Here is a 25,314-nt window from a genome sequence, read left to right as displayed (position 1 = left end):
ATATCATCGGCCCGCAAAACCGCCATGACTATCAGACTTTGCTATTGTCAGATGCTTAGGCTAAGAGACGTCTAAGCATGGGATGTTCTATCAACACTGGCTCTTCCGGTAGAAAACGGGAAGGATAATTAGATTTTTTGCCTAATGCCTTCATCTTACCGATGGGCAAAGGGGGTTGAAGTTTTTCTAAATCTTTGAGTAACCAAAAAACGGCCCAGGTGGGTTTGTCAGTGGCGGTTGTTTCTGGGCGATGTATCGCTTTGCCAGGATAGCGACCTCGACGAGAATGAACCTGTTTAATGTAAGTTGCCCTCCAGGTCGCCTGGGAATTTAAAGTGGGATTATCTGCATGGGATGCATAAATATAAACGTCGGCCATGCGATCTTTACGCAATGCATCTGCTTGCCCAAAAACTTCAAAGGCATTGCTGCCTAAGGCTACCATGGGTTGTGTCTCAATCGCATCATCGTCCAGCTGGCGAGTAATCGCATCAAGCCCCGAGACCAAATGATGTTCTGGCACAGGGGCCAAAATAGCAAAGGTTTTAGTATTAGTTTTTTCCATAGACTGTGTTCATTGATGCCAGCTGTTTAATGTAACAAGTTCTGAGGTACTTAGGTTAGATCGGGGCATAGAAAATAAATTTACCCTTCATACCTTGTTACCAATAAACACCCACCCAATAGGCTTACAGCCGTTAGTAAATATCATCTCCTGGCTTGATCACCCCATCCACATTTGATAGTGGTCAAACTTACGCCACACACGCCACACACACCACACAGTACTAGTAGGCAGGAAATAGCCGATGACCCCGAAATTACAGAAAATGGGCCATCAGACTAAAGGTATTGAATTCATTACACGGTCAAACGTTGGGCATGGGCATCACGGTTACACCATCGTTGCATTCATAAGCTCAGACGATTTTAACGGAGTGTACTACCTGGTATTGTTTGACGGGTTTCAGCTTTATAGTTTGATTGGCCTCGGTTGCAGAACTACCAGCACTGATAATTTCATCTTTCTCTTTAACGGTAACCTTATATATGCCAGTGCCAGAGGATGTCTCATAGCTAACGCTCATATTGACCCAGGTTGCACCTTTGGTCCAGCGGTCTAACCAGAGCTGCAACAATTTAATAGGAATGATTTTCAAGATCGGATAGGCAAGTTTTTTAATTCCCGTCAGTCCCTTACTGGTGGTTTTAACAGTTCTCGGGCAGTTAAACCAGTCCCATCCTTCTTGTTGCCAGACCGCTCGCTCAGCCATCTGCTCAAACTTGTTAACGCCTGCCCAGCCCCGATAGCATAATGCAAGCTGGCGTTGATCGCCGCTGCGCTGCATCAGATGTGTTAGGAGACCCGACTCTAAGTGCCCCCAAAACTGTCCTGTGGGTAGGTCAATTAATGTGGGGGCAAACTGATGACCACCAAAGTGAGTGCTTTGCCATACCCGAACATGGGACTGACCAAAGTGTTTGCGTAACTGGCGATATATGGGAGTGCCAAATCGGCCACAGGCCAGATCAACCTGGGTGTGGGTGCACACTAGCATCTCTCGTATATGTTGAGTCTCTTGTTGGTAGGTGGCAAAAGACTTGACCGGATTTTTTTTGCCCAATAGGCGATTTAAGAGGCCCAGAACCAGCTCAATGGTGAGATCTTCGGGGACCAGGTATTCTTCTTTCAGGTACTTGGCAAACTGTTTTGCGGGACGCGAGTAATACAGAACGCGGGTAAAGCCGGGGGCAGAATAGTCGGGATCGGGTGCGATCGCAATCGGTCTCACTATTACTCCCCGTCTAAAAATCAGCTTTTTGATCAGCGGAAATATCTGACTGATAGCTGGATTATCTGTAGCCATTGTGATGGGCCAGGGCTGAGGAACTTCCACAATTAGCCAGTAATCTATCTGAGGGGCTGAACCAATGGGATCTTCGCCATTGGCCTTAGAGACCTGGGAGCAATAGCGACAGTCAGCAAGACTTTCCGGCAGATTATCTAGAATGTGCATAGCTCCTTTATAGGATTTATTCCTAATAAATCTAATCTATGCACATCTTAACGCCTGGCAGGATTTATTGAAATATTGTTCTCTTTTAGGCTATGCCTTGTACCAATACTTTGCGCCCTATGGAAATCCGCACCATGGGAATCCACAGTCGTATTTCAGACCAGACTCTGACGTCATGGATAGCTGGGTAAAGAGATTCATCAGGAGAGATTTAGAACATTATAAAAATGGACAAAACCCTTTTTGTCTAAAACCCTACGGTGTACACATAAGTCCTGGATACTAGCGTTCGCGGTTGCATCACCCCCTCTAACTCCCCCTTGGTAAGGGGGAGGACTGGAGTTTCCCCCCTTACCAAGGCAGGGCTGTTTCATTGTCTGGACAGAAAATCTGAAGGCATTGAAAGCTCATTTGAGGAAAAGCATGCTCTACTTGGAGGTGGGCCAAACAACAATGCGATAACCTGATTAATCGACCCCGCCGTAACCCCTACTTTAATGCAATTGAGGACAACTCAGTAGGCTGGGTCCTAGGGCGGCCTCCGGCCCTAGCCATGGGGGTTTGGGGAACTCGGAGGGACCCCAAGCAACCGGTTTTGGTTCCCTCCGATCATATGTCGATTCAGTATGAACGAAGTAATAAGCCTTACAGATTTTCTCTGGTGAACATGAAACAACCCTGCCCTTACCAAGGGGGGATTAAGGGGGTAAAGCAGGATTTTGAACCATCTTCCGAGATATGTGTACACGGTAGGTCTAAAACCAATATCTGGTTTTAATAACCCTGGTTAAACAAAAGGATGACGTCGGGATACTCCCTTGGGAATGCCCCGCTAGGATTGTTTATTTAAAGTCTCTCTTGTTCAGGGCAAGACGTTGATAATTATCTTCTCTAACTGGGACTGTCTTGATTTATGCGTATCTGCCCAAGCTGATCTTTAAATGATTGAGCAGAGAAGTTTGTTCTGTTTGAATAAAAAAGTGTTTGCCTGGTAACACATGGCGGGTGAATTTGGCCTGGGTCTGTGACTTCCATGTTATTGAGCACCGCTGGTGGAGTGCCCTGAAGCCGGGTGAGTTTCTCTCGAAAGGCCTGTTCCGGCAGATTGTGCACCGGCTCTTCCGGGTCGGGCAGTTGCGGCGCACGATGACCTGACACATAGAGATGGCTGGGCATCGGCAGATGGTGGCGGCGACAATAGCGGGTCAGCTCAAAGCTGATCAAGGCTCCCATGCTGTGGCCGAAAAACACAAAGGGGCGATCGCAAAGGGGCAAAATCACCTGGGAGATCGCCTCCAGAACTAGATCCCAATTGTCAAAGGGCTGTTCAGTCAGGCGCATCCCGTGCCCCGGCAGTTCAAGGGCACATACTTCAACATTCTCCGGCAGGGACTGGCTCCAGGTTTGAAAAATGCGGGCACTGCCCCCGGCATAGGGCAGGCAAAAACAGCGCAGGGACGCATTGGGATTGGGGGTACCGCGTCGGAGCCAGCGGTTGGTATCAGGGGTGGTGATCATAGCGGGGATTTATAGAAACTACCTTAGGGTTTGCAATTTGGGAAATTGGTGGAGCAGTTTATCCACCTGGGCTTCGGGCAGCTGATCGATTTGGTCTAGCAACTGCTGGATATCTGAGCTTTCAAACCTGGGTAGGGGTGCGATCTCATCCACCACCAGCTGATTCTCGCTCTGATACTAGACAATCGCCCGAGCCAGACCAGCCATCGTCAATGCCGATGGGACGAATCCCTAAAAATGACTCCCAAATCTCCGCCACCTGCTGTTCTAAGGGAGAGCCGCCTGATAGTCACCAGCCAGGGCCGCACGCTCGGTTAGCCTCGTTGCTGGCGCTAGCTGTTGCTGGCGCGCCGTCAGGTCCCCTTTGGAGGCAATTATCTGGGGCACGGTGAATACGCAAACAGCCGCTGCCACGTTCTCAAGAGATTATAAAGTGATAGCAGACTGTACCTCTCCCTGGGCGTTATTTTTTATCGAAGAGAGAGGTTCTTCTGATCGCACCAGTTTGGTCATCAGGAGTTAAGTCAACTTTGTCACTTCTAATCCACGGGCAGCTGCAGGTCGTTGGCGGCAGCGTTCGTACCATGACATCACGTTAGGAAAGTCCTGCTGTAGCTGGAACACCTCAACTGCGCCATACCCCCAATCGAGCGCACCCACCCAAGGGAACATTGCTATATCAGCAATGGTATAGCCCTCTTTTAGAAGATAATCTTGTCCCTGCAGCTGTGTCTCTAAAACGCCCAACAAACGCTTAACTTCTGTTTGATAGCGATTAATGCCATAGGGAATCTTTTCCTTAGCGTACTTATAAAAGTGACCAAACTGACCAAACATCGGCCCCACGCCGCCTACTTGAAAAAACAACCACTGCAAACACTCACTACGAGCGGCTGGATCAGTGGGCAAATATTGGCCTGACTTTTCTGCCAGATAGATCAGTATTGCACCTGACTCGAATACTGATATCGACTCGCCCCCAGGCCCGTTGGGATCAACAATGGCGGGAATTTTTGAGTTGGGGTTAATTGCTACAAATTCATCGGTAAACTGATCGCCTGCCATAATATCGACCCGATGAGCCTCATAGGGCAGGGCCATTTCTTCGAGAGCAATGGCTACTTTCTGGCCATTGGGGGTTCCCAGTGAATAAAGTTGAATTCGATCGGGGTATTGAATGGGCCACTTTGAAGTCATAATTAAGTCTCCTAGGTTATCTCAGTTTAGAATTAGCTCCACTTAATCGAACAGCCCATGCTAGGGTGCTGGACCGTTGGACCAGCGCCAGTTGCTGCCACTAATGTCATGGCTGCCAGCAGCTCAGGCTTGCGGTTAGTCGGATCGCCCATGCGAGCATCGTCTAACCGACCACGATATTGCAGGGTGCCATCAGCATTAAAGCCAAAGAAATCAGGTGTACAAACCGCACCGTAGGCTTTACCCACAGACTGGTCTTCATCGACTAAGTAAGGAAACGTAAACCCATGCTGTTGGGCAAATTTTTTCATATTGGCAGGGCTGTCGGCAGATACATAGCGGTAGTCGTTCGACATCACCGCCACCACGTTCACTCCATTGGCTTGGAGTAATTTGGCATCAGCAACAAATCGGTCAATCACCGCCTGCACATAGGGACAGTGATTACAAATAAAGGCAACCAGCAAGCCTTTGTCGCCCATCAGACTTTCGAGAGAATAGGTTTTTCCATCTGGATCTGAGAGGGTAAAGTCTGGGGCCTGCTGGCCTGCTTGACAAGCCGGGGTGTTGAGTAACATGGGTAATGTTCTGTTGAAAGATTGTTGAGTGTTTTTTCTGATAGAAGCGTTATGTCGAATGGGGGTTAGTGCAGATAGGCTAGGCTTCGTTGGGCCATCGCCTATCTTTTAGGCATTGCATTAACCCAGCCGCTCTAAGGCAACATTTCAGCAAACTGTTTTTCAATGGCCTTGAGTCCTTCAGTCACTCCTGAGAGAACTTGTGCAGCTGTGTCATCGGGATAAATATCTTCGATGCCGTTTTCTAGTCCGTGCAATAGAGCATCGGCGACCTGGCTAGTGGGTGCTTTGTCCAAAGGTAGCTCTTCTGCCATTCTGGTGTCGATGGGACCGGGGTAGAGACCGACAACAAGCGTGCCTTGGGCCGCTAGCTGAGCCCGAGTACCCTGGGTCAGTGAATGTAGGGCAGCTTTTGCGGCGCTATAGGTGGCAACAGAAGGAACATTTACATAGGACGCGAGGGAGCAGAGATTGACCAGTGCACCGCCGCCATTGCGTTTCAAAATGGGTGAAAAGGCGCGGGTCATGGCCAATGTGCCGAAGTAAGTCACATTCATTTCCCACTGGGCGGTTTCAATGCTGTTATCGATGAACAGGTCACCGCCCCCCAGCACGCCTGCATTATTGATGAGCAAATTGACATCTTGAGCCTGCTGCGAAATGGCAGCTATCTGCTCAGCATTGGTCACATCTAGAGTTAGGGGAACAATCCGAGCTGGGTCGATGGCAACAACGTCAGCCAGGGAGTCAACATTACGCGCTGTTGCGTAAATCTTTTGTGCTCCAGCCGTGTGTAGAGCTTCAACAAACGCTCGACCAATGCCTCTGTTGGCACCGGTTACTAAAGCGATCGCACTTTTAATTTGAATAGGCTGAACTGCCATGGATTGATTCTCCGAATAAATAGGATGTTTTGAAACAGTGTTTAGACCACTTGGTACAAACTATCACAAAAAAATAGTTTGTACCACCCATTCCAGAAAAAAAGTTTTTATCGAGGCGACTCGGAGTCTAGGTAATGAGTCGCTGTGCCTGGGCTGCAATTGATCTCAAGGCGCTTTCTTCAAAGACTCCGCGACCCAAGACTCTAATGCCGGTGATCAGAGCAACTAAGGTTCTAGCGGTTGCCTGGGGATCGATGGATTCGGGCAGCTCAGATCGGGCCTGACCCAGTTCAATTTGGCGTTGCAAAAAAGCTTCAACGGCCTGTAGGCCAGTCTTTACAATGGTTTTAATCTCTTTGTCATGGGTTGGTAACTCTAGGGATGTATTCACCAGTAAGCACCCTTTTTGGTCCGGGTCGTTCAGGGCTTCTTGGATCACGCCTTCAAATAAGGTTTGGATGACTTGACGGGGATCTTCGATTTCTTCAAGCTTGCTTAGGGTGGCTCTGCTGTTCTCACGGTCGTATTTACGCAGTGCTTTAACGAATAGATCACGCTTGCCACCAAAAGCGTTATAAAGGCTGCTGCGCTTGATTCCTGTCGCTTCAAGCAGGTCTGCAATTGAGGTGTCTACATACCCTTTGGTCCAAAACACCTGCATGGCTTTGTCAACGACATCTTGGATTTCAAACGTTTTTTCCCACGGCATGAGCTGACACGGTTAGAGGATGGTGGGATCCTAACACTTTGGACCGATCGATACAATCTAGCGGGATTGGGCATACTATCCCTTACTGGCTGTGCGGTAGCTTAGGCGTGTCACTGGTTTTATCCATCACTGCTGAATTAAGTATTCGCTCAGGCTGCATCGACACCTATGCGGTGAACTCGTGGCGCGAACAATAACTTTAGCTAATGCTAGTCCTGTCTTTATTAAGCTGTGCCGGACAGCAGCTAGCCAAAAATATTGCCACGGTCGAAAGCTTCATCAGATAAGGTAATGCTTGTTTTAGGCAGTTGAGCTACCCATCTACGAAAATCCTCGGCGCGTTCTACAGGCGTTGCACGTTGCCAAAATGGCATTGACTGTGCGGATCTGCTGAGCCTGGTTATCATCAGAGGATTAGTTGCTGCGCACAGCAACTTGGAGTTATCTATATCTAGTTATATTAGGCTGATCTTCAAGTGATTGAGGAGAGAGGCTTGTTCCGTTTGAATAAAAAAGTGTTTGCCTGGTAACACATGGCGGGTGAATTTAGCCTGGGTCTGTGCTCTCCAAGCCCGTAGGCGGCCCCGTTGGGTGGTGGGATCTTGGGTGCCGCCAAAGGCGGTAATGGGACAGGGCAGGGGCGGCTCTTGAACATAACTGTAGGTTTCACACAGGGTGAAATCAGCCCGCAGCACCGGCAACAGCATCGCCATAAACTCTTTGTTATTGAGCACCGCTGGTGGAGTGCCCTGAAGACGAGTGAGTTTCTCTCGAAAGGCCTGTTCAGGCAGATTGTGCACCGGCTCTTCCGGGTCGGGTAGCTGGGGCGCACGATGACCTGACACATAAAGATGGCTGGGCATCGGTAGATGGTGGCGGCGACAATAACGGGCCAGCTCAAAGCTGATCAAGGCTCCCATGCTGTGGCCAAAGAACACAAAGGGGCGATCGCAAAGGGGCAAAATCACCTGGGAGATGGCCTCCAAAACCGCGTCCCAATTGTCAAAAGGCTGTTCGGTGAGTCGGGTGCCGTGCCCCGGCAGTTCTAGGGCACACACCTCAACACTGTCGGGCAAGGACTGGCTCCACGGTTGGAAGATGCGGGCACTGCCACCGACATAGGGCAGACAAAAACAGCGTAGGGACGCATTGGGATTGGGGGTACCGCGTCGGAGCCAGCGGTTGGTATCAGGGGTGGTGATCATGGCGGGGATATGTAGAAACTAGGTTAGGGCCTGCAATTGGGAAAATTGGTGGAGCAGTTCATCCACCTGGGCTTCGGGCAGCTGATCGATCTGGTCTAGCAATTGCTGGATGTCTGAGCTTTCAAACCTGGGTAGGGGTGCGATCGCATCCACCACCGGCTGATGCTCACTTTGGTGTTGAACAATCGCTTCGGCCAGACCAGCTACCGTTGGGTTATCAAACAAGCAGCGCAGGGGAATATCCACCTGAAATTGCTGACGCAGATGGACCATAATCTGGGTGGCCAGCAGGGAATGGCCGCCCAGTTCAAAGAAGCTATCGTCAATGCCGATGGGCCGAATGCCTAAAAATGACTCCCAAATCTCCACCACCTGCTGTTCTAAGGGGGTGGTGGCCGCCTGATAGTCACCGGCTAGGGCTGGGCGATCATACTGGGGACGGTTGGCCTCGTCGGTGGTGGTCGCTGGCGCTGGCTGCCATTGCTGCTGGCGCGCCGTCAGGTCCCCCGTGGAGACAATCATTTGGGGCACGGTGGCATAGGCAAACAGCCGTTGCCAAACGGCACCGCCCTCCGCCGGGGTGAGGGCAAAATCGGCCATGGTTTGCCCCAGCTCTGGATGCTCGTCCGGTTGAAACCGCCAACCATCCCAGTTAATGCTCATCCAGGGCAAGGAGTCGCCTTGGGACTGCTGCTGGGCAAAGGCATCCATAAAGTAATTGGCGGCGCTGTAGCTGGCAAAGCCTAACCCGCCTAAGACTGAGGCCAGCGAAGAGCAAAGCAGTCCAAAGTCTAACGATTTACCCTCCAGGGCCGCTGCCAGGTTTTGTAAGCCGGTAACCTTAGCCTGAAACTGCTGCTCTAATTCAGCACTGCTCGTTTCCGCGATCATCCGAAAGGCTTGCTCACCGACGGCACCAGCGGCGTGAATGACGCCGTTGATGGGGCCGAAGTGGGATTCGGTTTTTGCGATCGCACCCTCCAACTGTGCCGCATCAGCCACATCAGCGGCGAGTATGAGCACCTCCACACCCGCAGCCTCCATGGCCTGAATCTGGCGAATTTTGTCACAGATCGGATCGGTGGGCACATTCTCTAAATAAGCGGGCCACTGAGCGCGATCCGGCAGGCTGCGTCGACTCAGCAGGGCCACCTTGGCCTGCCAGGGGGCCAGGGATGCGGCCAGGGTAAGACCCACATTCCCCAGACCGCCGGTAATGAAATAAACACCCCGTTGGCGCAGCAGCGCTGGCTCTGCCTCCGGTAGAGGCATGGGGACAAAGCGCTGTACCCACCGCAGTCCGTGACGATAGGCCACCGTCGGTTCTTCAGCAGCCCCAGCGACCAGCTCTGCCAGCAGTACTTTTAGCTCCTTGGGGCTATCGCCATCCACCGGCCAATCCACCAGGCGGCTGGTGATTTGCCGATATTCCTGGGGAATCACAGTGCAGGGGCCAAGGATGGTGGCATGGGCTGGGGACAGGGATTCGGTGCCATTGACGTTCAAAATATTGGCGGCCAGCACCGTTAGCCGCAGATCATGGTGCCACCCGCACTGGGCTAAGGCCTGGGTCAAATACAGCAGGCTCTGGCAGCCCTGGGCCTGAATCTCGTCAAAGTCGGTGCCTGAGGTCAGACTCCAACCGTGCAGAATTTCGGTGGGGCGGTGGTCCCCCAAGGCATTGAGCAGGGCTCGATAGTCTTCTGGGCGGTGAGGGTTGATCGTAAAGGTGTGCTGATCTAAGCGACTAAAGCTGTCGCCAGGGTGTACCGTGACGGCGGCATGGGCCAAGGATAACCCCTGGGCAATGGCCTGGTTACGGGCGGTGTCATCCACAAACAACAGCCAGGCAGCCTCGGACGTGGTGTGGGCCACCGCCGGTCTTAGGTGAGAACGCTGCCACTCCGGTAGATAAAACCAGTCAGCCACATCGGGCTTTTTCTGTAGGACGGGCTGGGGGGCTGCGGCTAAGGGCTGCGCCTCAACCCAGTAGCGCTGCCGCTCAAAGGGATAGGTGGGCAAGGGGATCCGCCGTCGCTGCTCATGGGCATAAAAGCCTTGCCAGTTAATGGCCACATTGGCGAGCCACAGCTGCCCCACCGCCGATAGCAAACAGGCGAGATCCGGCTGAGAATCTCTGGGGTGACCCAGGGAGGGAATGATCGATGGGGTTTTCAGGTCATGCTGGCGAGCCAGGGTGGTTAACGTCTGGCCTGGTCCCACTTCTAGCAGCAGCGACCGATCATTATTGAGGGTTTCCAAACCAGGGCGAAACTGCACCGGCTGCCGCAGATGCTGCACCCAGTAGTCTGGATCGGTGGCTTGCTCGGGGGTAATCCAGGTGCCGGTCAGGTTAGAAACCCACAGTTTTTTGGGGGGATTGAGCGCAATTTGGCTCAGCTGTTGACGAAACGGTTCTAAAACACCGGCCATCAGCGGTGAATGGAAGGCATGGGAGGTTTTGAGCAACCGGCAAGCAATGTCCTGGGCCTCTAGCTGCTGCTGATAGAGGGCGATGGCCTCAATTGGCCCAGCCACGACACATAGCTCGGGGGCATTGTCCGCTGCCAACACCAGATCCGTCGGCAGCTGGGCTGCAATTTGGCTAGCGGATTGGGCCACACTTAGCATGGCTCCCTCTGGCTGCTGGGCCATTAACCGACCGCGCCATGCCACCAGGGGCAGCAGGGTGTCTAAATCCGCCACCCCCGCCAGACAGGCAGCGACATATTCCCCGAGACTATGGCCGATAAACGCCTTGGGGGTAACGCCCCACTCTTGCCACAGCTGGGCCAGGGCATATTCCACCAGAAAGAGTGCGGGCTGAGCGATGTCGGTGCGGCAAATCTGTTCCGTTGCTTCGGCCATCTGGCCATCGTCTGGGTAGAGGATCTGCCGAATATCTAGACCCAGGTGGGGCTGCAGCAGTTCGGCTCCGCGATCAATCACCTGGCGGAAACGGGGCTCCGTTTCGTAAAGCTGTTGCCCCATGCCCACATGCTGGGCTCCCTGGCCTGGTAGCAGAAATACCACCTGGGGGACGGTGTCAGGGGCAGTGTTGGACTTTAACCGCTGGGAGGTGGCTCCGTTGAGAACGGTGAGGGCATCGGTGCGATCGCAACACACCATCATCCGCCGATGCGCAAAGGCCTGCCGCCCCACCTGGAGAGTATGGGCTGCATCGGCTAAATCCACTTGTTCTAACGCCGTACCTAACTGCTGAGTCGCTGCGGTCAGCGCCGTCTCGGTTTTAGCCGACCACAGCAACAGCTGCCAGGGACGGGAGGCACTAGTGGCCGCCACCGGAGGCGCTTCCTCCACAATCACATGGGCGTTGGTGCCCCCCATGCCAAAGGAACTCACCCCTGCTCGCCTGGGGCTATTGGACTGCTCGGGCCAGGGCTGCAGCTGATCATTGACGTAAAACGGACTGTGGTCAAAGTCAATCTGGGGGTTAGCCGATTCAAAATGCAAACTGGGGGGAATCTGCCGCTGCTTTAGCGACAGCAAGGTTTTAATCAACCCCGCTGCCCCGGCGGCGGCATCCAGGTGGCCAATATTGGTCTTCACCGACCCCAGGGCGCAATATCCCCGCTGCGCCGTTTGAAACGCCTGGGTCAAAGCGGCCACTTCTATGGGGTCACCCAAAATTGTCCCTGTACCGTGGGCCTCAATATATTGAATGCTCTCCGGCTCCACCTCCGCCACCTGCTGGGCTGCCCGAATTACCGTCGCCTGCCCTTCAATGCGGGGAGCTGTGTAGCTCATTTTGGCTGAGCCATCGTTGTTGATGGCGGACCCCTTAATCACGCCATGGATCGTATCGCGATCCGCCAGGGCATCCTCCAGCCGCTTGAGCACCAGCATCCCGACCCCGCTACCGCCCACCGTGCCCTTGGCACTGGCATCAAAGGCGCGGCAGTGGCCATCCGGGGAGGAAATTCCCCCCTCCTGATAGACATATCCCCCCTTTAGAGGCATCCGAATCGAAACCCCACCCGCCAGGGCCAGATCGCATTCGCCACTGAGCAGGGCCTGGTTCGCCAGGTGAACCGCCACTAGGGCCGTGGAACAAGCCGTTTGCACATTGACGCTCGGCCCCTGCAAATTCATCAAATAGGAGGTCCGCGTGGTTAGAAACTCCCGACCATTGCCCAGCACCAGGGGAAACTGGCCCACGGTCTGCATCAGATGGGGGTTGCTGTAGAGATTAAATAAATAGCTGCTGAGGGTGGCTCCGCCGTATATGCCGATGGCTCCCCCAAACCGTTGCGGGTCGTATCCAGCGGTTTCTAGGGCGGTCCAGGCGGTTTCTAAAAATACCCGTTGTTGAGGGTCAAGGATTTCGGCATCGCGGGGACTGAGGCCAAAGAACCCGGCATCAAACACATCGGCATTTTCAAGAATGGCGCGGGCTTTGACATAGTTAGGCTGCTTTACCGTTGCCGTCTCAATGCCGGCATCCAGCAGTTCCTCCTCCGAAAAGAAGGAGACCGATTCCACGCCGTTTTGTAAGTTGTGCCAAAAATCAGCCAGGGTGGGGGCACCGGGAAAGCGACCGGCCATGCCAATAACGGCGGTTTCTAAGCCCGTGTAGTGAGTCGTCATGGTGAGTCTGAAATAAGGGGGATCAACTTAAGTCAAGAAATTTCGGCTAGGGTGGAAGGCGGAAGGCGGAAGTAAGAAGTAAGAAGTAAAAGGGAGATCATTCCGAATTCCGAACTCCGAATTCCTTAGGAAACCGTCTCGCTTTGTGTTGTTACCTGAAATAAGCACTGGAACTATCGAGATTTCGTGGTTTGGCGGCGCTGCCGTTGTTGCTGCAGACGGGATTTTCCTTGCTGCCGCTGGGGGGCAGCCGCTGGCGTAGGCTCAGCTGGAGTCTGGGTGCTAAGGAATTCAGCAAAGTCATGCACCGTGGGATACCGGAACAGATCCATTAGCTCAAACGATGTCTTTAGCTCTGTCTGCAGCCGGTGATGTAGCTGCATCAGTCCCAGGGAATCTCCCCCCAGGTCAAAGAAGCTGTCATGGATGCCTACGGTGTCCAGATGCAGCAAATCCTGCCAGATGCGCACAATGGTTTGTTCCTGCTCCGATTGGGGTCCGGCATAGGCCACGGGCAGGGATGGGCGCTCGCCACTGGGGGCGGGCAGCTGCCGCCGGTCGAGTTTGCCGTTGGGGGTGAGGGGAAATGCGGGCAGAGTCACCATGGCGGCTGGCACCATGTAGTCCGGTAGTTTGCCCTTGAGCCACTGGCGCAGTTCACCTTCGCTGAGGGGCTGATCGCGATAGATCGTGTAGGCCACTAGTCGCGGCTGAGCTGGTGGGTCATGGCGCAGGATTACCGTTGCTTCCCGGATTGCCGGATGCTGGTTGATTGCTGCCTCAATTTCCCCTAGCTCAATGCGAAAACCGCGCAGCTTCACCTGATTGTCCAAGCGGCCCAGATAATCGAGATCGCCGTCGGACCGCCACCGCACCTGATCGCCTGTGCGATACATTTTTCCTAGATGCGGATCAAATGGATTTTCTAAAAAGCGCTCTGCCGTTAGCTCTGGGCGATTTAGATAGCCCAGGGATACCCCGGCACCGGCCACATATAGCTCCCCTGGCACCCCCACCGGCACCAGCTGTCGGTGCTGATCGAGGACATAGAGGGCTAAGTCAGGAATGGGACCGCCAATCATACTGGTGGAGGCAAGGGCATCCTCTTGGCGCAGGGGCCGGTAGGTGACATGCACCGTCGTTTCGGTGATGCCGTACATGTTCACCAGCTGGGGGGTGCGATCGCCATGGCGTTCAAACCAGGGTCGGAGGCTGGGTAAATCCAGGGCTTCCCCACCAAAAATCACCCATTTGAGCGCTAGGGGGGCCTGGACCGCTTCGTCTATGGCCATGAGTTGACGGAACGCCGTTGATGTCTGGTTCAGCACCGTCACCCCGGTTTGCTGCAAATACTGGTAAAACGCCTGGGGTGACCGACTGATCTCATAGGGCACAATCACCAGCTGGCCGCCATGGAGTAGGGCTCCCCACGTTTCCCAAACTGCGAAGTCAAAGGCAAAGGAATGGAATAACGGCCAAATATCCTCATGGGAAAACTGAAACCACTGCTGCGTGGCCGTAAATAGGCGCACCACTTCGCCATGGCGCACCATCACCCCTTTGGGCTGTCCGGTGGAGCCGGAGGTATAGATCACGTAGGCCAGCTGCCCTGGCTGAGGGGTGGGTAGCGTTAGCTGGCTGGACTGCTGGTTAATCACTTCAGCATCGCGGTCCAGGCAGACGCTGACCTCAGGCGCTAACCCTAGCCGTTCGATTTCTGCCGCTAGGGTCACGACCACCGTTGGCTCCGCGTTGGATAAAACCCAGCGCAGCCGCTCGGTGGGATAGCTGGGGTCCAACGGCACATAGGCCCCTCCCGCTTTAAGAATACCGAGGGCGGCCACGATTAAATCTAAACTCCGGGGCAAACATAGCGCCACTCGGGTCTCGGCGGTCACCCCCTGCTGGGCGAGATAGTGGGCCAGCTGAGTGGAACGTCGATCGAGGTCTTGATAGGTGAGGGTGCGATCGCCGTCTAAGAGGGCCACGGCATCGGGACGCTGTTCCACATGGGTGATAAAGCGCTCCACCAGCCCTGGCTGCTTGGGAAAACTCCCCTGGGCCTGGCCCCAGCTGAGTAGCTGTAAACGCTCAGCCTCTGTCATCCAAGGCAGCTCTCCGAGGGCTGCGGTGCCATGGTCAGGGATGGCCTTAAGCAGGCAGGCCAGCTGCCCCAGTAGCCGCTCGATACTATCGGCCTCAAACTGCTGCGGGTCGTATAGCCCCTGCAGTTCCAGTCCCCCCGGAGCCGCCGTCGGATCCGTCAGGGCGACGATGGTTAAGGGGTAGTGGGTACGCTCGGTGGTGTAGATATCGCTGATTTTAGCCTGCTGGTTGGTGGCCGCCTCCTGGGAAACCGCCTGTAGCTCTGGGTCCACCGGGTAGTTTTCAAACACCACAATACTGTCAAACAAAGCGGTGCCAGGGGGCACCTCGCTCCAGCGCTGCACCTGGGTGAGCGGGCTATATTCGTACTGCCGCAGGCTGGCCTGCTGCGCCTGAAGAGACTGCAGCCAGGGCACTAAGGGCTGATCAATATCCACCGATACGCGGGCGGGCAGCGTGTTGATAAATAGCCCCACCATGGCCTCAGCCCCTGGTAAATCTGGGGGACGTCCGGCGGAGGTTACCCCAAAGACCACATCGGTTTCGTCGCTATAGCGGCTGAGTAAAAGGCCCCAGGCCCCCTGCACCAACGTATTTAAGGTGAGCTGATGTTGGCGGACAAAGGTTTTGAGCGTCTGTGTCAGTTCAGGGCTAATCAGGTGGGTGGCATTGGCGATGTCTGAGGTGCCTGCCGACTGCTTGAGGGTGCGGGGAATGCCCAGGGGTGTGGGGGCGATGAATCCCTGGAGATGCGATCGCCAAAAGTTTTCTGCCTGAGCTAAATCTTGCCGCTGGAGCCAGGCCACATAATCCCGGTAGGGCGGTGCCGGTGTGAGGGCGGGTGCCTGGTGCTGCCGTAGGGCCTCGTATCGAGTCAGTACAGCCTTCAGCACTAAGCTGGTAGACCAGCCATCCAGCAGCAGGTGATGCTTACTCCAAATGCAGTGATAGGTGGTGTCGGCCCAGCGGATTAATGTCAGCCGCATCAGGGGGGCCTGGGAAAGGGTAAATCCCTGCTGTCGATCCTGCTGGATCCAGGTCTCTAGCTCTTGCTGTTGCTCAGCGGTGGACCGGTCTCGCCAATCCAGCTGAGTCAATGGCAGCGCCACTTTTTGACGAACAAGCTGGATTGGCTTTTCCAAGCCTTCCCAAACAAAGGCCGTGCGCAGAATGGAATGCTGCTTTAGGGTTTGTTCCCAGGCCTGACAAAAGGTATCGATGGCCAGATCGCCCTGGAGGGTAAAGCCAAACTGGGTGCAGTACATGCCCTCATTGGGGGCCATTAAACTGTGGAATAAAATACCCTGCTGGGTGGGGGTCAGTTCGTACAGGTCTTCGAGATTATCTACTTTTTGCATGGTTTAACCCTCCCCACTGGTTTGCAACTGAGCTAGCACCTGATCGAGGGCCGTCTGACTCAGGTTGGCTTGGGGAAAATCAGAGGGGGTATAGCCGCCAGCCTCATTGGAGGTGCAGTGGGCAATCAGCGCTTTCAAGGCGGCCATTGTTTGCTCGGCTACCTGGGCAATGGTTTCCCGCCGATGGCACTGATCGCTGTAGGTCCAAGCCAGCTGCAGTTGGCCGGACAACACCCGGCCATTAATCTCAATCACATGGCGTCGCGGTGTCTTAGGGTCTCGACTGCGGCCCTCGGGTTCTGGAGCCAAACCAAACAAACTGGCCTCGGGCAGGCTGCTGTCAAACTGGCCCAGGTAGTTGAACACTAAGTCAGGCTCTGGGTGCTTTTGGCCTGCGGCACTGAGATAGCGCCCAACGCCGTAATCTAGGGGCCTGCCGGGGCGACGCAGCTGTTCTTTGATGGCCATCAGCGCCGCTCCAGGACTGGGGTCCGCAGGCAGTGTCAGCTGCACTGGGAAGATGGCGGTGAACCAGCCCACGGTGCGGGAGAGATCCAGCTGGCCGTCAAAATCATCGCGGCCATGGTTCTCTAGCTCAATCATCAGGGACGATTGCTGGGTCCATGGGGCCATCCCTTGCAGCAGCGCCGTTAGCAGTACGTCATTGATCTGGCTCTGGTAGGCCTTGGGCACCTCCCGTAACAGGGCCTGGGTTTCGGTGACATCCAGGCTGAGGGCCAGTGTGCGTGCAGAGGCCACTGTGTTGTTGCCGTCGGTAAAGTCCAGGGGTAGGGGGGCTGTGTTTGGAGCGAGCTGGGTCTGTTGCAGGTCCGCTGATTGACTGTAGGTGATCAGGTGTTCGCCCCACTGTTGGAAGGAGGTGGTTTTGGGGGGCAGTGCGATCGCAACTCCACTTTGCAGCTGGCCATAAACCGTCTGTAAATCCTCCAGCAGCACCCGCCAAGATACACCGTCGATCACTAGATGATGCACCACCACTAATAATCGGGCCGAGCGGGCAGGGCCGAAGTCAAACCAGGCGGCCCCCATCAGCGGTCCATCGGTAATATTTAATGAAGTTTGCAAGGCGTCGGCGTGGGTCACAATCTGGGTTTCCACGTCAGCATCAGCGCAGCCTGTCTGATCGATCCGCTGCAGCGAAAGCGGCCTGTGGTCTCCATGCACCGCCTGCCAGCGATTGTCTTGACGCTGGAACCGTAACCGCAGGGCATCGTGATGCTGGCTCAGATGATTGAGCGCTTGCTCCAGTAAATCTGGGTTGAGAGACTCTCGTGCCTCCAGCAAGAGGGCCTGGTTCCAGTGGTTGCGATTATCAACTGCCTGCTCAAAAAAGCGATGTTGAATCGGGGTGAGGGGGGCCACACCGCTCATGGGGCCTTGCTCCGCCTTGGCCGCTGTGGCGGTGCCCGCGACGGCGGCTAGGCCCGCAATGGTTTGATGATCAAAGAGTTGGCGGGGGGTGAGCTGCAGACCGGCCTGGTTGGCCCTGGCAATCACCTGAATGCTCAGAATGGAGTCCCCACCCAATTCAAAAAAGTTGTCGTGGATGCCGATAGTCTCCGTCCGCAACAGGTCTTGCCAGATGGCCACCAGTTGTTTTTCAGCATCGCTGCTGGGAGCCGTCTGCTCAACCGCCGAACCACGATTGGGGGCAGGCAATGCCTGGCGGTCAATTTTACCGTTGGCGGTGAGGGGAAAACTCCGTAATGGCACCACCGCTGCTGGCACCATGTAGTCAGGCAGTTTTGTCGCTAGATATGTTCGCAGGTCTTCTACAGACGTGGTCGGGGCAATCGCATAGGCCACCAGTTGGGGCGTCTCGGTCTCTTTGCGTAACAGAACGATCGCCTGTTGAACAGCCAGATGCTGTTGCAGTACGGCGGCTATTTCTCCCAGTTCAATGCGAAAGCCCCGCAGCTTAATTTGGTCATCAATGCGACCCAAAAATTCTAGCTGGCCACTGGGTAAGTGACGCGCCCGATCGCCGGTGCGATAGAGCCGTCCCGGTGCAAAGGGATTGGTGATATATCGCTCTGTAGTTAGGTCGGGGCGATTGAGATAGCCTCGACTAACAGCCGCACCACCCACATAAATCTCACCGGGAATACCCACCGGCACTGGCTGATGGTGAGGGTCCAAGACATAAACCTGGATGTTGGGCAGCGGCTGACCTAGGGGCAGGGTGGTGGCTGGCTCGAAGTGCTCGGGCACAGTATAGGTCAGCACCCCAACGGTGGTTTCAGTGGGGCCGTAGTGATTTAACAGTTTAAGCTGGGGCCGATAACGGCGTATCTCTGCGACCAGGGATCCTGGGGCGGCTTCTCCACCCAGTACTAAACAGTGATGGGGCAGCCAGACGGCGGCAGATTCATCACTGAGCAAGGCTCCGAGATGGGACGGCACAATTTTTAAACAATCGAGGGGATATTGACGACAGTAGTCGGCAAGGGCACTAGGCTGTAGGGCTCGATCATCATCAATCAGGTGTAAACAGCCGCCGGTACACAGGGCTGCAAACAACACGGTATTACCTAAATCTGCGGCCACACTGGACACTAGACCATAGTGGGCATCGGCCTCTAGACCCAACTGGGGTAATATACCCTGCACATAGTTGAGGATGTGGCGATGTTCAACGGCCACCCCCTTAGGCTGTCCTGTTGAACCAGAGGTGTAAATCACGTAGGCCAGATGTTCGGGAGCTGTCTGGTGAAGCAAGTTCTCGATATCTGTTTTATCCCAGGGGGTATCTAGACAATGGGTGGGAACAGTCTCGGGCATGCGATCGCACCATTCTGACCAAGTCAATACCTGTACTACAGCTGCATCTTGGCAAATGGTTTGGAGCCGTTCGGTGGGCAAATGGGGGTCGAGGGGCAGGTATGCGCCTCCAGCTTTGAGAATACCCAGGATGGCAACAACCCAGTCGAGACAACGGGGGAGGGCTACGGCCACCACAGTCTCCGACGTTACCCCTTGCTGCCTCAGCATTTTGGCTAACTGATTAGCCCGACTATTAAGCTGGCCATAGGTTAAACAATCTGCTTCAAATCGAACAGCCGGATGATTAGGCGTTTGCACGACCTGGGCCTCAAACCACTGATGTAGACTGGTATAGCCGCAGGACTGGCTGGTGGCTTGATTAAAGTCCACCAGTAAGGCTTGTCGCTCTGCTGCACTGAGTAACGGCAGCTGCGAAATAGTCATCTCCGGTGCAGCTATTGCTGCCATCATCAGGGTTTGCCAGTGGTTCTGAATCTGTTGAATAGCCCATAACTCTAAACGGCTAGCGTCGTAGAGCCAGTCTAGGGTGAGAGTGTTTGCTGCGGACCGACACACTAGCTTTAACATGGAGGGTTCTAGCAGAGCGTTGGCTGCCATAACCTTCACAGGAGAGAGAGTTTCTAGAGAGAACTCGTCTGGGGAAGCTGACTGCATACCAAAGCTAATGGGAAACCAGCCAGCTTCATCCTGCACGTTTTCCCAGGCAAAACAATCCTGCCAGGGTTTAATTTCTTCTAGTTTCTGATGAACGTGAGCGACAAGCGTGGCAAAACTTTGGTTGGGCTGCAGGTCTACCTGTAGCGGCAGATCGCGGGTTAATGGGCCACAGGCCGTTTGCAGCTCTTCATAATGCTGACGGGCATCACAGCTATAACCCAAGGTGAATGTCGATTGTTCAGTGAGTCGCGCGATTAAAATCTGCCAGAGTGTCAGACACACCTCATCTACTGTCACTCCCTGCTGAGCTGCCCAGCGATACAGGGTTTGGGTTTGCTCCACCGGCAACACAACAGAATGGACCTGGAGGTGAACGGTGTCAGCCACAGTAGAGTCCGCTGACCGCTCCAAAGGTAGTCGTTGTATTACCTGTTCCAAATTGCTTGAGCGTCGCCAGTAGCTACGTCCGGCGGCGGTATCTTCCCCTGCCAACAGATCGGTCTGCCACTCGGCTAGATCAGCGTATTGCAGTGGGGGGTCCTGATTGATTTGTGGGGTTTTTCCAGGGGTTTCTCCATAGAACTTCTGGAATTCGTTGGCTAACAGTGACAGGGTGGCACCATCGGCACACAGCGCTGGCAAATTAAATAGCAACTCATCGTAATCCCTTCGCTGAATCCAGTGCACTTGAAACAGGGGGCCTTTCACCCAGTCAAACGACTGCGCCAACAGGGTTTGCACCTGGGCTTCTACGACCTCAGTCGACAGGGTTGCATCATTATGCTGCGTCAGTACCGACTGACTCGACAGGGTTTCTGCAATTACCTGTAGTGGCATTGTCATCCCCGGCAGGGTGGGAAAGGTCGTACGCAGAATTTCATGTCGATCAATCAGCTGTTGTAGGGCTGTAGAAAGCTTTGCGGCAGCATAGGGCTGGGGCGATCTCAACCGTAGCGAAGCGCGAAAGGGCTGTCCAGGATAGCGTTGCTGTAGTCGCCATAAACGTTGCTGCTGGGGAGAAAGACGATAACCTGCAATTTCAGACGGAGGGGGGGCTTGGGTAATTTGCATAGGATCTACGCTGATGGTTAGAGAAAGATATTAGGAAACAAAAAACGAACAGTTAGTCAGCGACCCCTGCAAGGTTTTGGTGAGGTTGGGCCATGCCCACCAACACCTTGCGAGGGCCACTATAGGGAGTACGTCCGTGGGCCGCCAACATGTTGTCGAGCAGCAGCACATCCCCTTGTTGCCAGGGAAACATCACCGTATGGGCCTGGTAGGCCGCGCGAATAATAGCTAAATCGGCCTCATCTATTGCCGAGCCATCGCCATAGTAAGCGTTACGTGGCAAGTCTGCTTCGGCAATATCTGCCAGCAAACCCTTACGTACCGATGACTCCAGGTTAGAAATATGAAATAAATGAGCCTGGTTAAACCAAACCCAATCCCCAGTGTGGGGATGACGGGCCACCGCCTGACAGATCTGCTGGGTGCGGAGACGGTTGCCGTTGCCCCAAGTCCAGGTCATGCCGTTGGCCTGACAAAACACTTCCACCGCCGCCGGATCGTCCGTTTGAAATACGGTTTGCCAGGGCAAATCGAGGGAGCCACCATAGTTGCGCACATAGAGGATTTGTTGTTCTTGCCAGCGCGATCTCAAATCTGTTGGCAGGGCCTGATAGACCTGACGGCTGTCGGCAATGGGCGTCATCCCCCCCGAGACAGCAGGCTGGACACAGAGAAACGCAATTTTGAGGGGCCACTGACGGCTATAGGCCATTTCGTTGTGCAACGGAATGGTCTGGCTGGCCGGATATTCTGTTGAAGTATACACCTTGCCACTCACCTGAGTGCGTGGCGTAGAGCGGTAGGCGTAGTCCAACAGATTGTCACTGAGCACGTTTAAAAACTGTTCTAACCCTGGGGTGTCGGCGCTGTCAAAACCACGAAATAACAATCCACCATGGTGATGGAGTTTAGTCTCAATCCAATCTCGCTGGGTCTCAGCCCAGGCAGCCAAGTTGAGGGAACCCTGGGTGGGTCGCACCACCAGCGGTAGCCGCCGGTCGGCAGCCAAGGTCTGAGCTGTAATTAAAGATTCCGAAGAGACCTGAACCGAGCGGCGACGAATGCCAGTCAACCGCTGACGAGAAGAAAAAGTCATAGGGCTAGGAAGTAAAGGATTGACGGCGGGTGCCTCTAAGCTTTTGCCGCTGGGTCGATAACAGCGCTCGTTTTTGTTCCAGCATTTTTTGCTGCTGTCGCTGTTGTAACTGTTGGACCAGGTTTGCAATTGACTGGTCGGGATCGCGGGCAATGTCGGCCAGGAGATCTTCATAGCCACGGGCTAGCCGAGCCACTGTAGCCGATTCAAAGAGATCGGTGCTGTACTCCAATGCCCCCTGTAATCCCTGGGGACTTTTCCATAGACCTAGCTTCAGGTCATGCTTAGCGGTGCCCAAGTCAATCTCAATCGGTTCTAGGGTCAGCCCCGGAAACGACACCGTGGTGACTGGATCGTCCTGGAGATAAAACCAAACCTGATATAGCGGTGTTTGACTTAGATCCCGCTCGGGCTGGAGTTCATCCACCAGTTTTTCAAAGGGTAAATCCTGATGGGCATAGGCATTGACTGCCTGGTCGCGCACTCGCTGTAGCCATTGACAAAAGGACAGATTGTCGTCGATGTCGGCACCCAGCACCAGCGTATTGGTAAAAAAGCCAATCAGGTTAGCCACTTCCGGGCGATCTCGGTTAGCAATGGGGGTGCCCACTCGAATTGTGGCCTGCTGGGCATAGTCATATAGCAATACCTGAAAGGCGGCCAGGGTGGTCATAAACAGGGTGGCATTTGTCTGCTGGCTCAGCGTTTGCAGCTGGGCTGTGAGTTCTGGCGATATCCCTAGGGAATGTCGGTGGCCGCGGTGGCTGCGCACGGCAGGGCGGGGAAAGTCGGTGGGCAGGCTGGGTAACACAGGCGGAGAGAGTTGAGTCCGCCAGTAGTGAAACTGTTTTTCTAAAATGTCTCCCTGCAAAAACTGTCGCTGCCAGACGGCAAAATCAGCATATTGAATGGGCATAGGGGAGAGCTGAGCCTGTTGCCCCCGTTGATGGGCATCGTACAGAATGGCTAACTCCCGGATTAACACTTCCATGGACCAGCCGTCAGAAATAATGTGGTGCAGCGTGAGCAGTAGTACGTGGGTCTCGGTCTGTAATTGGATCAGATGAGAGCGCACCAAGCCATCTTGCTCTAAATCAAAGGGCTGTTGCACCAGCTTAAGCGCCTGGGATTGAATGGCCGCTGTTGGGTCCGCTGATGGTAAATCTTGCCAATCTAGCTGGGTCAACGAGACAGCCCCCGTGGGCTGCACCCGCTGATAGGGTTGACCATCCACCAGCACAAAACGCGTCCTTAAGGATTCATGACGCTGCACCAAATCCTGCCAGGCACACTTTAATGCGGCTACATCCAGGTCGCCCCGCAGCCGCACCGTGGCCATCATTGTGTAGGCCGGATTACCCGGTTGCAACTGGTCCAGAAACCATAGTCGCTGTTGGGCAAAAGACAGCGGGAACGTATTGGGATGTTGAAGGTGAGATCGCAGCAGGGTCGCTAGTTGCGATCGCTTATCGGATAGCTGGGCAATGGCTGGCCGAAGTGTGGAAGTCATAACCTTTAAAAAGAATAATTCTCGATAAATTTGAGGCTAAAAACCCATAAACTCAGGTGCGTGAGCAAAGTCAACAAGCTCAATCACCCTCTAACCTGATTTCACTAAAAACTTTCAATGCTTTTTTCAGAAAGAACTTTGTCGAATAGACACAAACGGATTTAAGATCTGAAACGTAGCAACGTCAGGACATGCATCCTTAATTAACTCAAGTATGTCCACCAAACAAATGGAAAACCATGCAATAGCAGGCTAGTCTTAAACAAGAATCTTTGTCAATAGAATTATTTTACACGCCATTTGCCATGAATCTTCTTTCCCTGCTGTTGCGCACATCCCCTATGGCAATGGTCATAGCTATCGTGGCTGGGGGGCTCAGTGGTGGTGGCAGTGCTCGTCTAGTGGCCCTGGTCAACGAAGTTATAGCGGGGCGACAAGCAACAACGGCATCCTTTTTTTGGGGCTTTTTGGGGCTGCTGGTCGTTGTTTTGGTGGCCGGCTATTTATCACAGCTACTCTTGATTCGCCTGGGTCAGGGGGCTCTGCTGCACCTGCGTTTGATGCTAGCTCGCCAGCTGCTAGACTGCCCGTTACGTCAGCTCGAAGATTTAGGCAGCCATCGTCTATTTGCCTCGCTCACAGCAGATGTTGAAACCATTGCCTCGGCATTCACAGTGGTGCCTTTTCTCTGTATCGACTTAGCCATCGTGGGCGGTTCTCTGCTGTATTTGGGCTGGCTATCGGTCCCGTTGCTGTTAATTATGGTCGCATTTTTGCTCTTAGCAACCGTCACCTATCAGCTGATTGCCCGACGCGCTCGACGCTTTTTGGTCAAGGCCCGTAACGAACAAGACCGATTATTCAAACACCTGCGCGGCCTGATTCACGGCATGAAAGAACTCAAACTGCACCAGCAGCGACGACAGGTTTTTCTAACCGATGAATTGCAACAGACAGCCACCACATATCGCCGTTTTACCGTCTGGGGCATGGGCATCTTTGCCGGAGCCGCTAGCTGGGGGCAGCTAATTTTCTTTGCCGTTATTAGCGTCTTTTTGTTTGTTATCCCCCAGTTCAGCGCCCTGGATATGACGCTGTTCTCTAGCTACGTGTTGACCGTTATTTATCTCAACGGTCCCCTCGAAAATTTAATGCGACGCCTGCCAATTCTGAGCCGAGCCAGTGTGGCCCTAGACAAAGTAGAGTCCTTTGGGTTTATGCTTAACCAGTTTCCAGAACTTCCTAGTATAGAGTCCCTATCTCCATCGTGGCAGCATCTAGAACTGAAAAACGTAGTCCACCACTATGACCGGGGAGCCGATACGACTCCATTCACCGTAGGCCCCATCAACCTGGCATTCAAACGACCAGAAGTGGTGTTTCTCATTGGTGGCAATGGCAGTGGTAAATCCACACTGGCAAAGCTGATTACGGGTCTATATCCTCCGAGTTCAGGCCAGATTATCCTGGATGGCAACCGGATTACTGATGCCAATCGAGAAGCCTATCGACAACAGTTTTCCGCGATTTTCGCTGATTTTTATCTGTTTGACCGCCTCCTGGCCCTAGATAACCCCCAACAGATTGAACAAGCCAACGCCTATTTGCAGGCCTTGCAGCTCGCTCACAAAGTTCACATCCAGGATGGCAAGCTGTCCGACATCGATCTCTCCCAGGGGCAACGCAAACGCCTGGCACTCCTGACCACCTATCTAGAAGATCGGCCCGTGTACCTGTTTGATGAATGGGCTGCCGATCAGGACCCCCATTTTAAGACCGTGTTCTATACCCAAATTTTGCCTGAACTCAAGCGCCAACAAAAGCTAGTCTTGGCCATTACCCACGATGATAAATATTTTCATCTAGCTGATCGTATACTCAAGTTAGAGAGCGGTCAGTTAGCCGATAGTTCAATGGCAAAAGTCCTTTCATAAAAGGGTTATAGTAAATTTATCCAGGAACGGAAGATAGTTTAATTATTGCAATGATTTCTC

The 25,314-nt window shown here is 53.9% G+C and carries 16 protein-coding genes; 1 reads left to right on the top strand and 15 read right to left on the bottom strand.

What is annotated here, in order from left to right; genetic code table 11:
- Positions 1-55: 55 nt before the first annotated feature.
- The 15 genes from SPB21_RS33260 to SPB21_RS33190 form a co-directional block, all read right to left on the bottom strand.
- Entirely contained in the window at positions 56-565 is a 510-nt protein-coding gene (locus SPB21_RS33260) for a hypothetical protein (protein ID WP_499869328.1), read from the bottom strand.
- 355 nt (positions 566-920) lie between these two features.
- Positions 921-2,018 (bottom strand): ferredoxin family protein, encoded by a 1,098-nt coding sequence (locus SPB21_RS33255; RefSeq protein ID WP_499869326.1) that lies wholly within the window; start codon positions 2,016-2,018, stop codon positions 921-923.
- An 891-nt stretch (positions 2,019-2,909) separates the two neighbouring features.
- Positions 2,910-3,536 carry a thioesterase II family protein gene (locus tag SPB21_RS33250; protein WP_499869324.1) on the bottom strand — a complete coding sequence of 209 codons (627 nt, stop codon included), beginning with the start codon at positions 3,534-3,536 and terminating at the stop codon, positions 2,910-2,912.
- A gap of 18 nt (positions 3,537-3,554) precedes the next feature.
- A complete protein-coding gene (locus tag SPB21_RS33245) occupies positions 3,555-3,692 on the bottom strand; it encodes a hypothetical protein (RefSeq protein ID WP_499869322.1) in 138 nt (45 codons plus the stop codon).
- A gap of 363 nt (positions 3,693-4,055) precedes the next feature.
- Positions 4,056-4,733 carry a glutathione binding-like protein gene (locus tag SPB21_RS33240; protein WP_499869320.1) on the bottom strand — a complete coding sequence of 226 codons (678 nt, stop codon included), beginning with the start codon at positions 4,731-4,733 and terminating at the stop codon, positions 4,056-4,058.
- Positions 4,734-4,765: 32 nt separating this feature from the next.
- Entirely contained in the window at positions 4,766-5,311 is a 546-nt protein-coding gene (locus SPB21_RS33235; RefSeq protein ID WP_499869318.1) for a thioredoxin family protein, read from the bottom strand.
- Between the two features lie 134 nt (positions 5,312-5,445).
- Positions 5,446-6,195 carry an SDR family oxidoreductase gene (locus SPB21_RS33230; RefSeq protein ID WP_499869317.1) on the bottom strand — a complete coding sequence of 250 codons (750 nt, stop codon included), beginning with the start codon at positions 6,193-6,195 and terminating at the stop codon, positions 5,446-5,448.
- A gap of 127 nt (positions 6,196-6,322) precedes the next feature.
- Positions 6,323-6,904 carry a TetR/AcrR family transcriptional regulator gene (locus SPB21_RS33225; protein ID WP_163670540.1) on the bottom strand — a complete coding sequence of 194 codons (582 nt, stop codon included), beginning with the start codon at positions 6,902-6,904 and terminating at the stop codon, positions 6,323-6,325.
- Positions 6,905-7,149: 245 nt separating this feature from the next.
- Positions 7,150-7,278: a hypothetical protein gene (locus SPB21_RS33220; protein ID WP_284682003.1), complete on the bottom strand. Its 129-nt coding sequence runs from the start codon at positions 7,276-7,278 to the stop codon at positions 7,150-7,152.
- Between the two features lie 81 nt (positions 7,279-7,359).
- Entirely contained in the window at positions 7,360-8,109 is a 750-nt protein-coding gene (locus tag SPB21_RS33215) for a thioesterase II family protein (protein ID WP_499869316.1), read from the bottom strand.
- A gap of 18 nt (positions 8,110-8,127) precedes the next feature.
- Positions 8,128-12,717 (bottom strand): type I polyketide synthase, encoded by a 4,590-nt coding sequence (locus SPB21_RS33210; RefSeq protein ID WP_499869314.1) that lies wholly within the window; start codon positions 12,715-12,717, stop codon positions 8,128-8,130.
- A gap of 173 nt (positions 12,718-12,890) precedes the next feature.
- Complete coding sequence (locus SPB21_RS33205; protein WP_499869313.1) at positions 12,891-16,181, bottom strand: amino acid adenylation domain-containing protein; 3,291 nt, start codon at positions 16,179-16,181, stop codon at positions 12,891-12,893.
- 3 nt (positions 16,182-16,184) lie between these two features.
- Positions 16,185-20,714 (bottom strand): amino acid adenylation domain-containing protein, encoded by a 4,530-nt coding sequence (locus SPB21_RS33200; protein WP_499869311.1) that lies wholly within the window; start codon positions 20,712-20,714, stop codon positions 16,185-16,187.
- Positions 20,715-20,766: 52 nt separating this feature from the next.
- A complete protein-coding gene (locus SPB21_RS33195; protein WP_499869309.1) occupies positions 20,767-21,810 on the bottom strand; it encodes a TauD/TfdA family dioxygenase in 1,044 nt (347 codons plus the stop codon).
- 4 nt (positions 21,811-21,814) lie between these two features.
- Positions 21,815-23,320: a condensation domain-containing protein gene (locus SPB21_RS33190; RefSeq protein ID WP_499869308.1), complete on the bottom strand. Its 1,506-nt coding sequence runs from the start codon at positions 23,318-23,320 to the stop codon at positions 21,815-21,817.
- A gap of 305 nt (positions 23,321-23,625) precedes the next feature.
- Here SPB21_RS33190 and SPB21_RS33185 point away from each other — a divergent pair, with 305 nt between their 5' ends.
- Positions 23,626-25,254 carry a cyclic peptide export ABC transporter gene (locus SPB21_RS33185; protein ID WP_499869307.1) on the top strand — a complete coding sequence of 543 codons (1,629 nt, stop codon included), beginning with the start codon at positions 23,626-23,628 and terminating at the stop codon, positions 25,252-25,254.
- Positions 25,255-25,314 lie beyond the last annotated feature (60 nt).

The sequence above is a fragment of the Leptothoe sp. ISB3NOV94-8A genome, assembly GCF_043421595.1.
Lineage (GTDB): Bacteria > Cyanobacteriota > Cyanobacteriia > Phormidesmidales > Phormidesmidaceae > Leptothoe > Leptothoe turfae.
The sequence above is the reverse complement of the archived record's forward strand: the minus strand, read 5'-3'. Positions and strand labels throughout refer to the sequence as shown.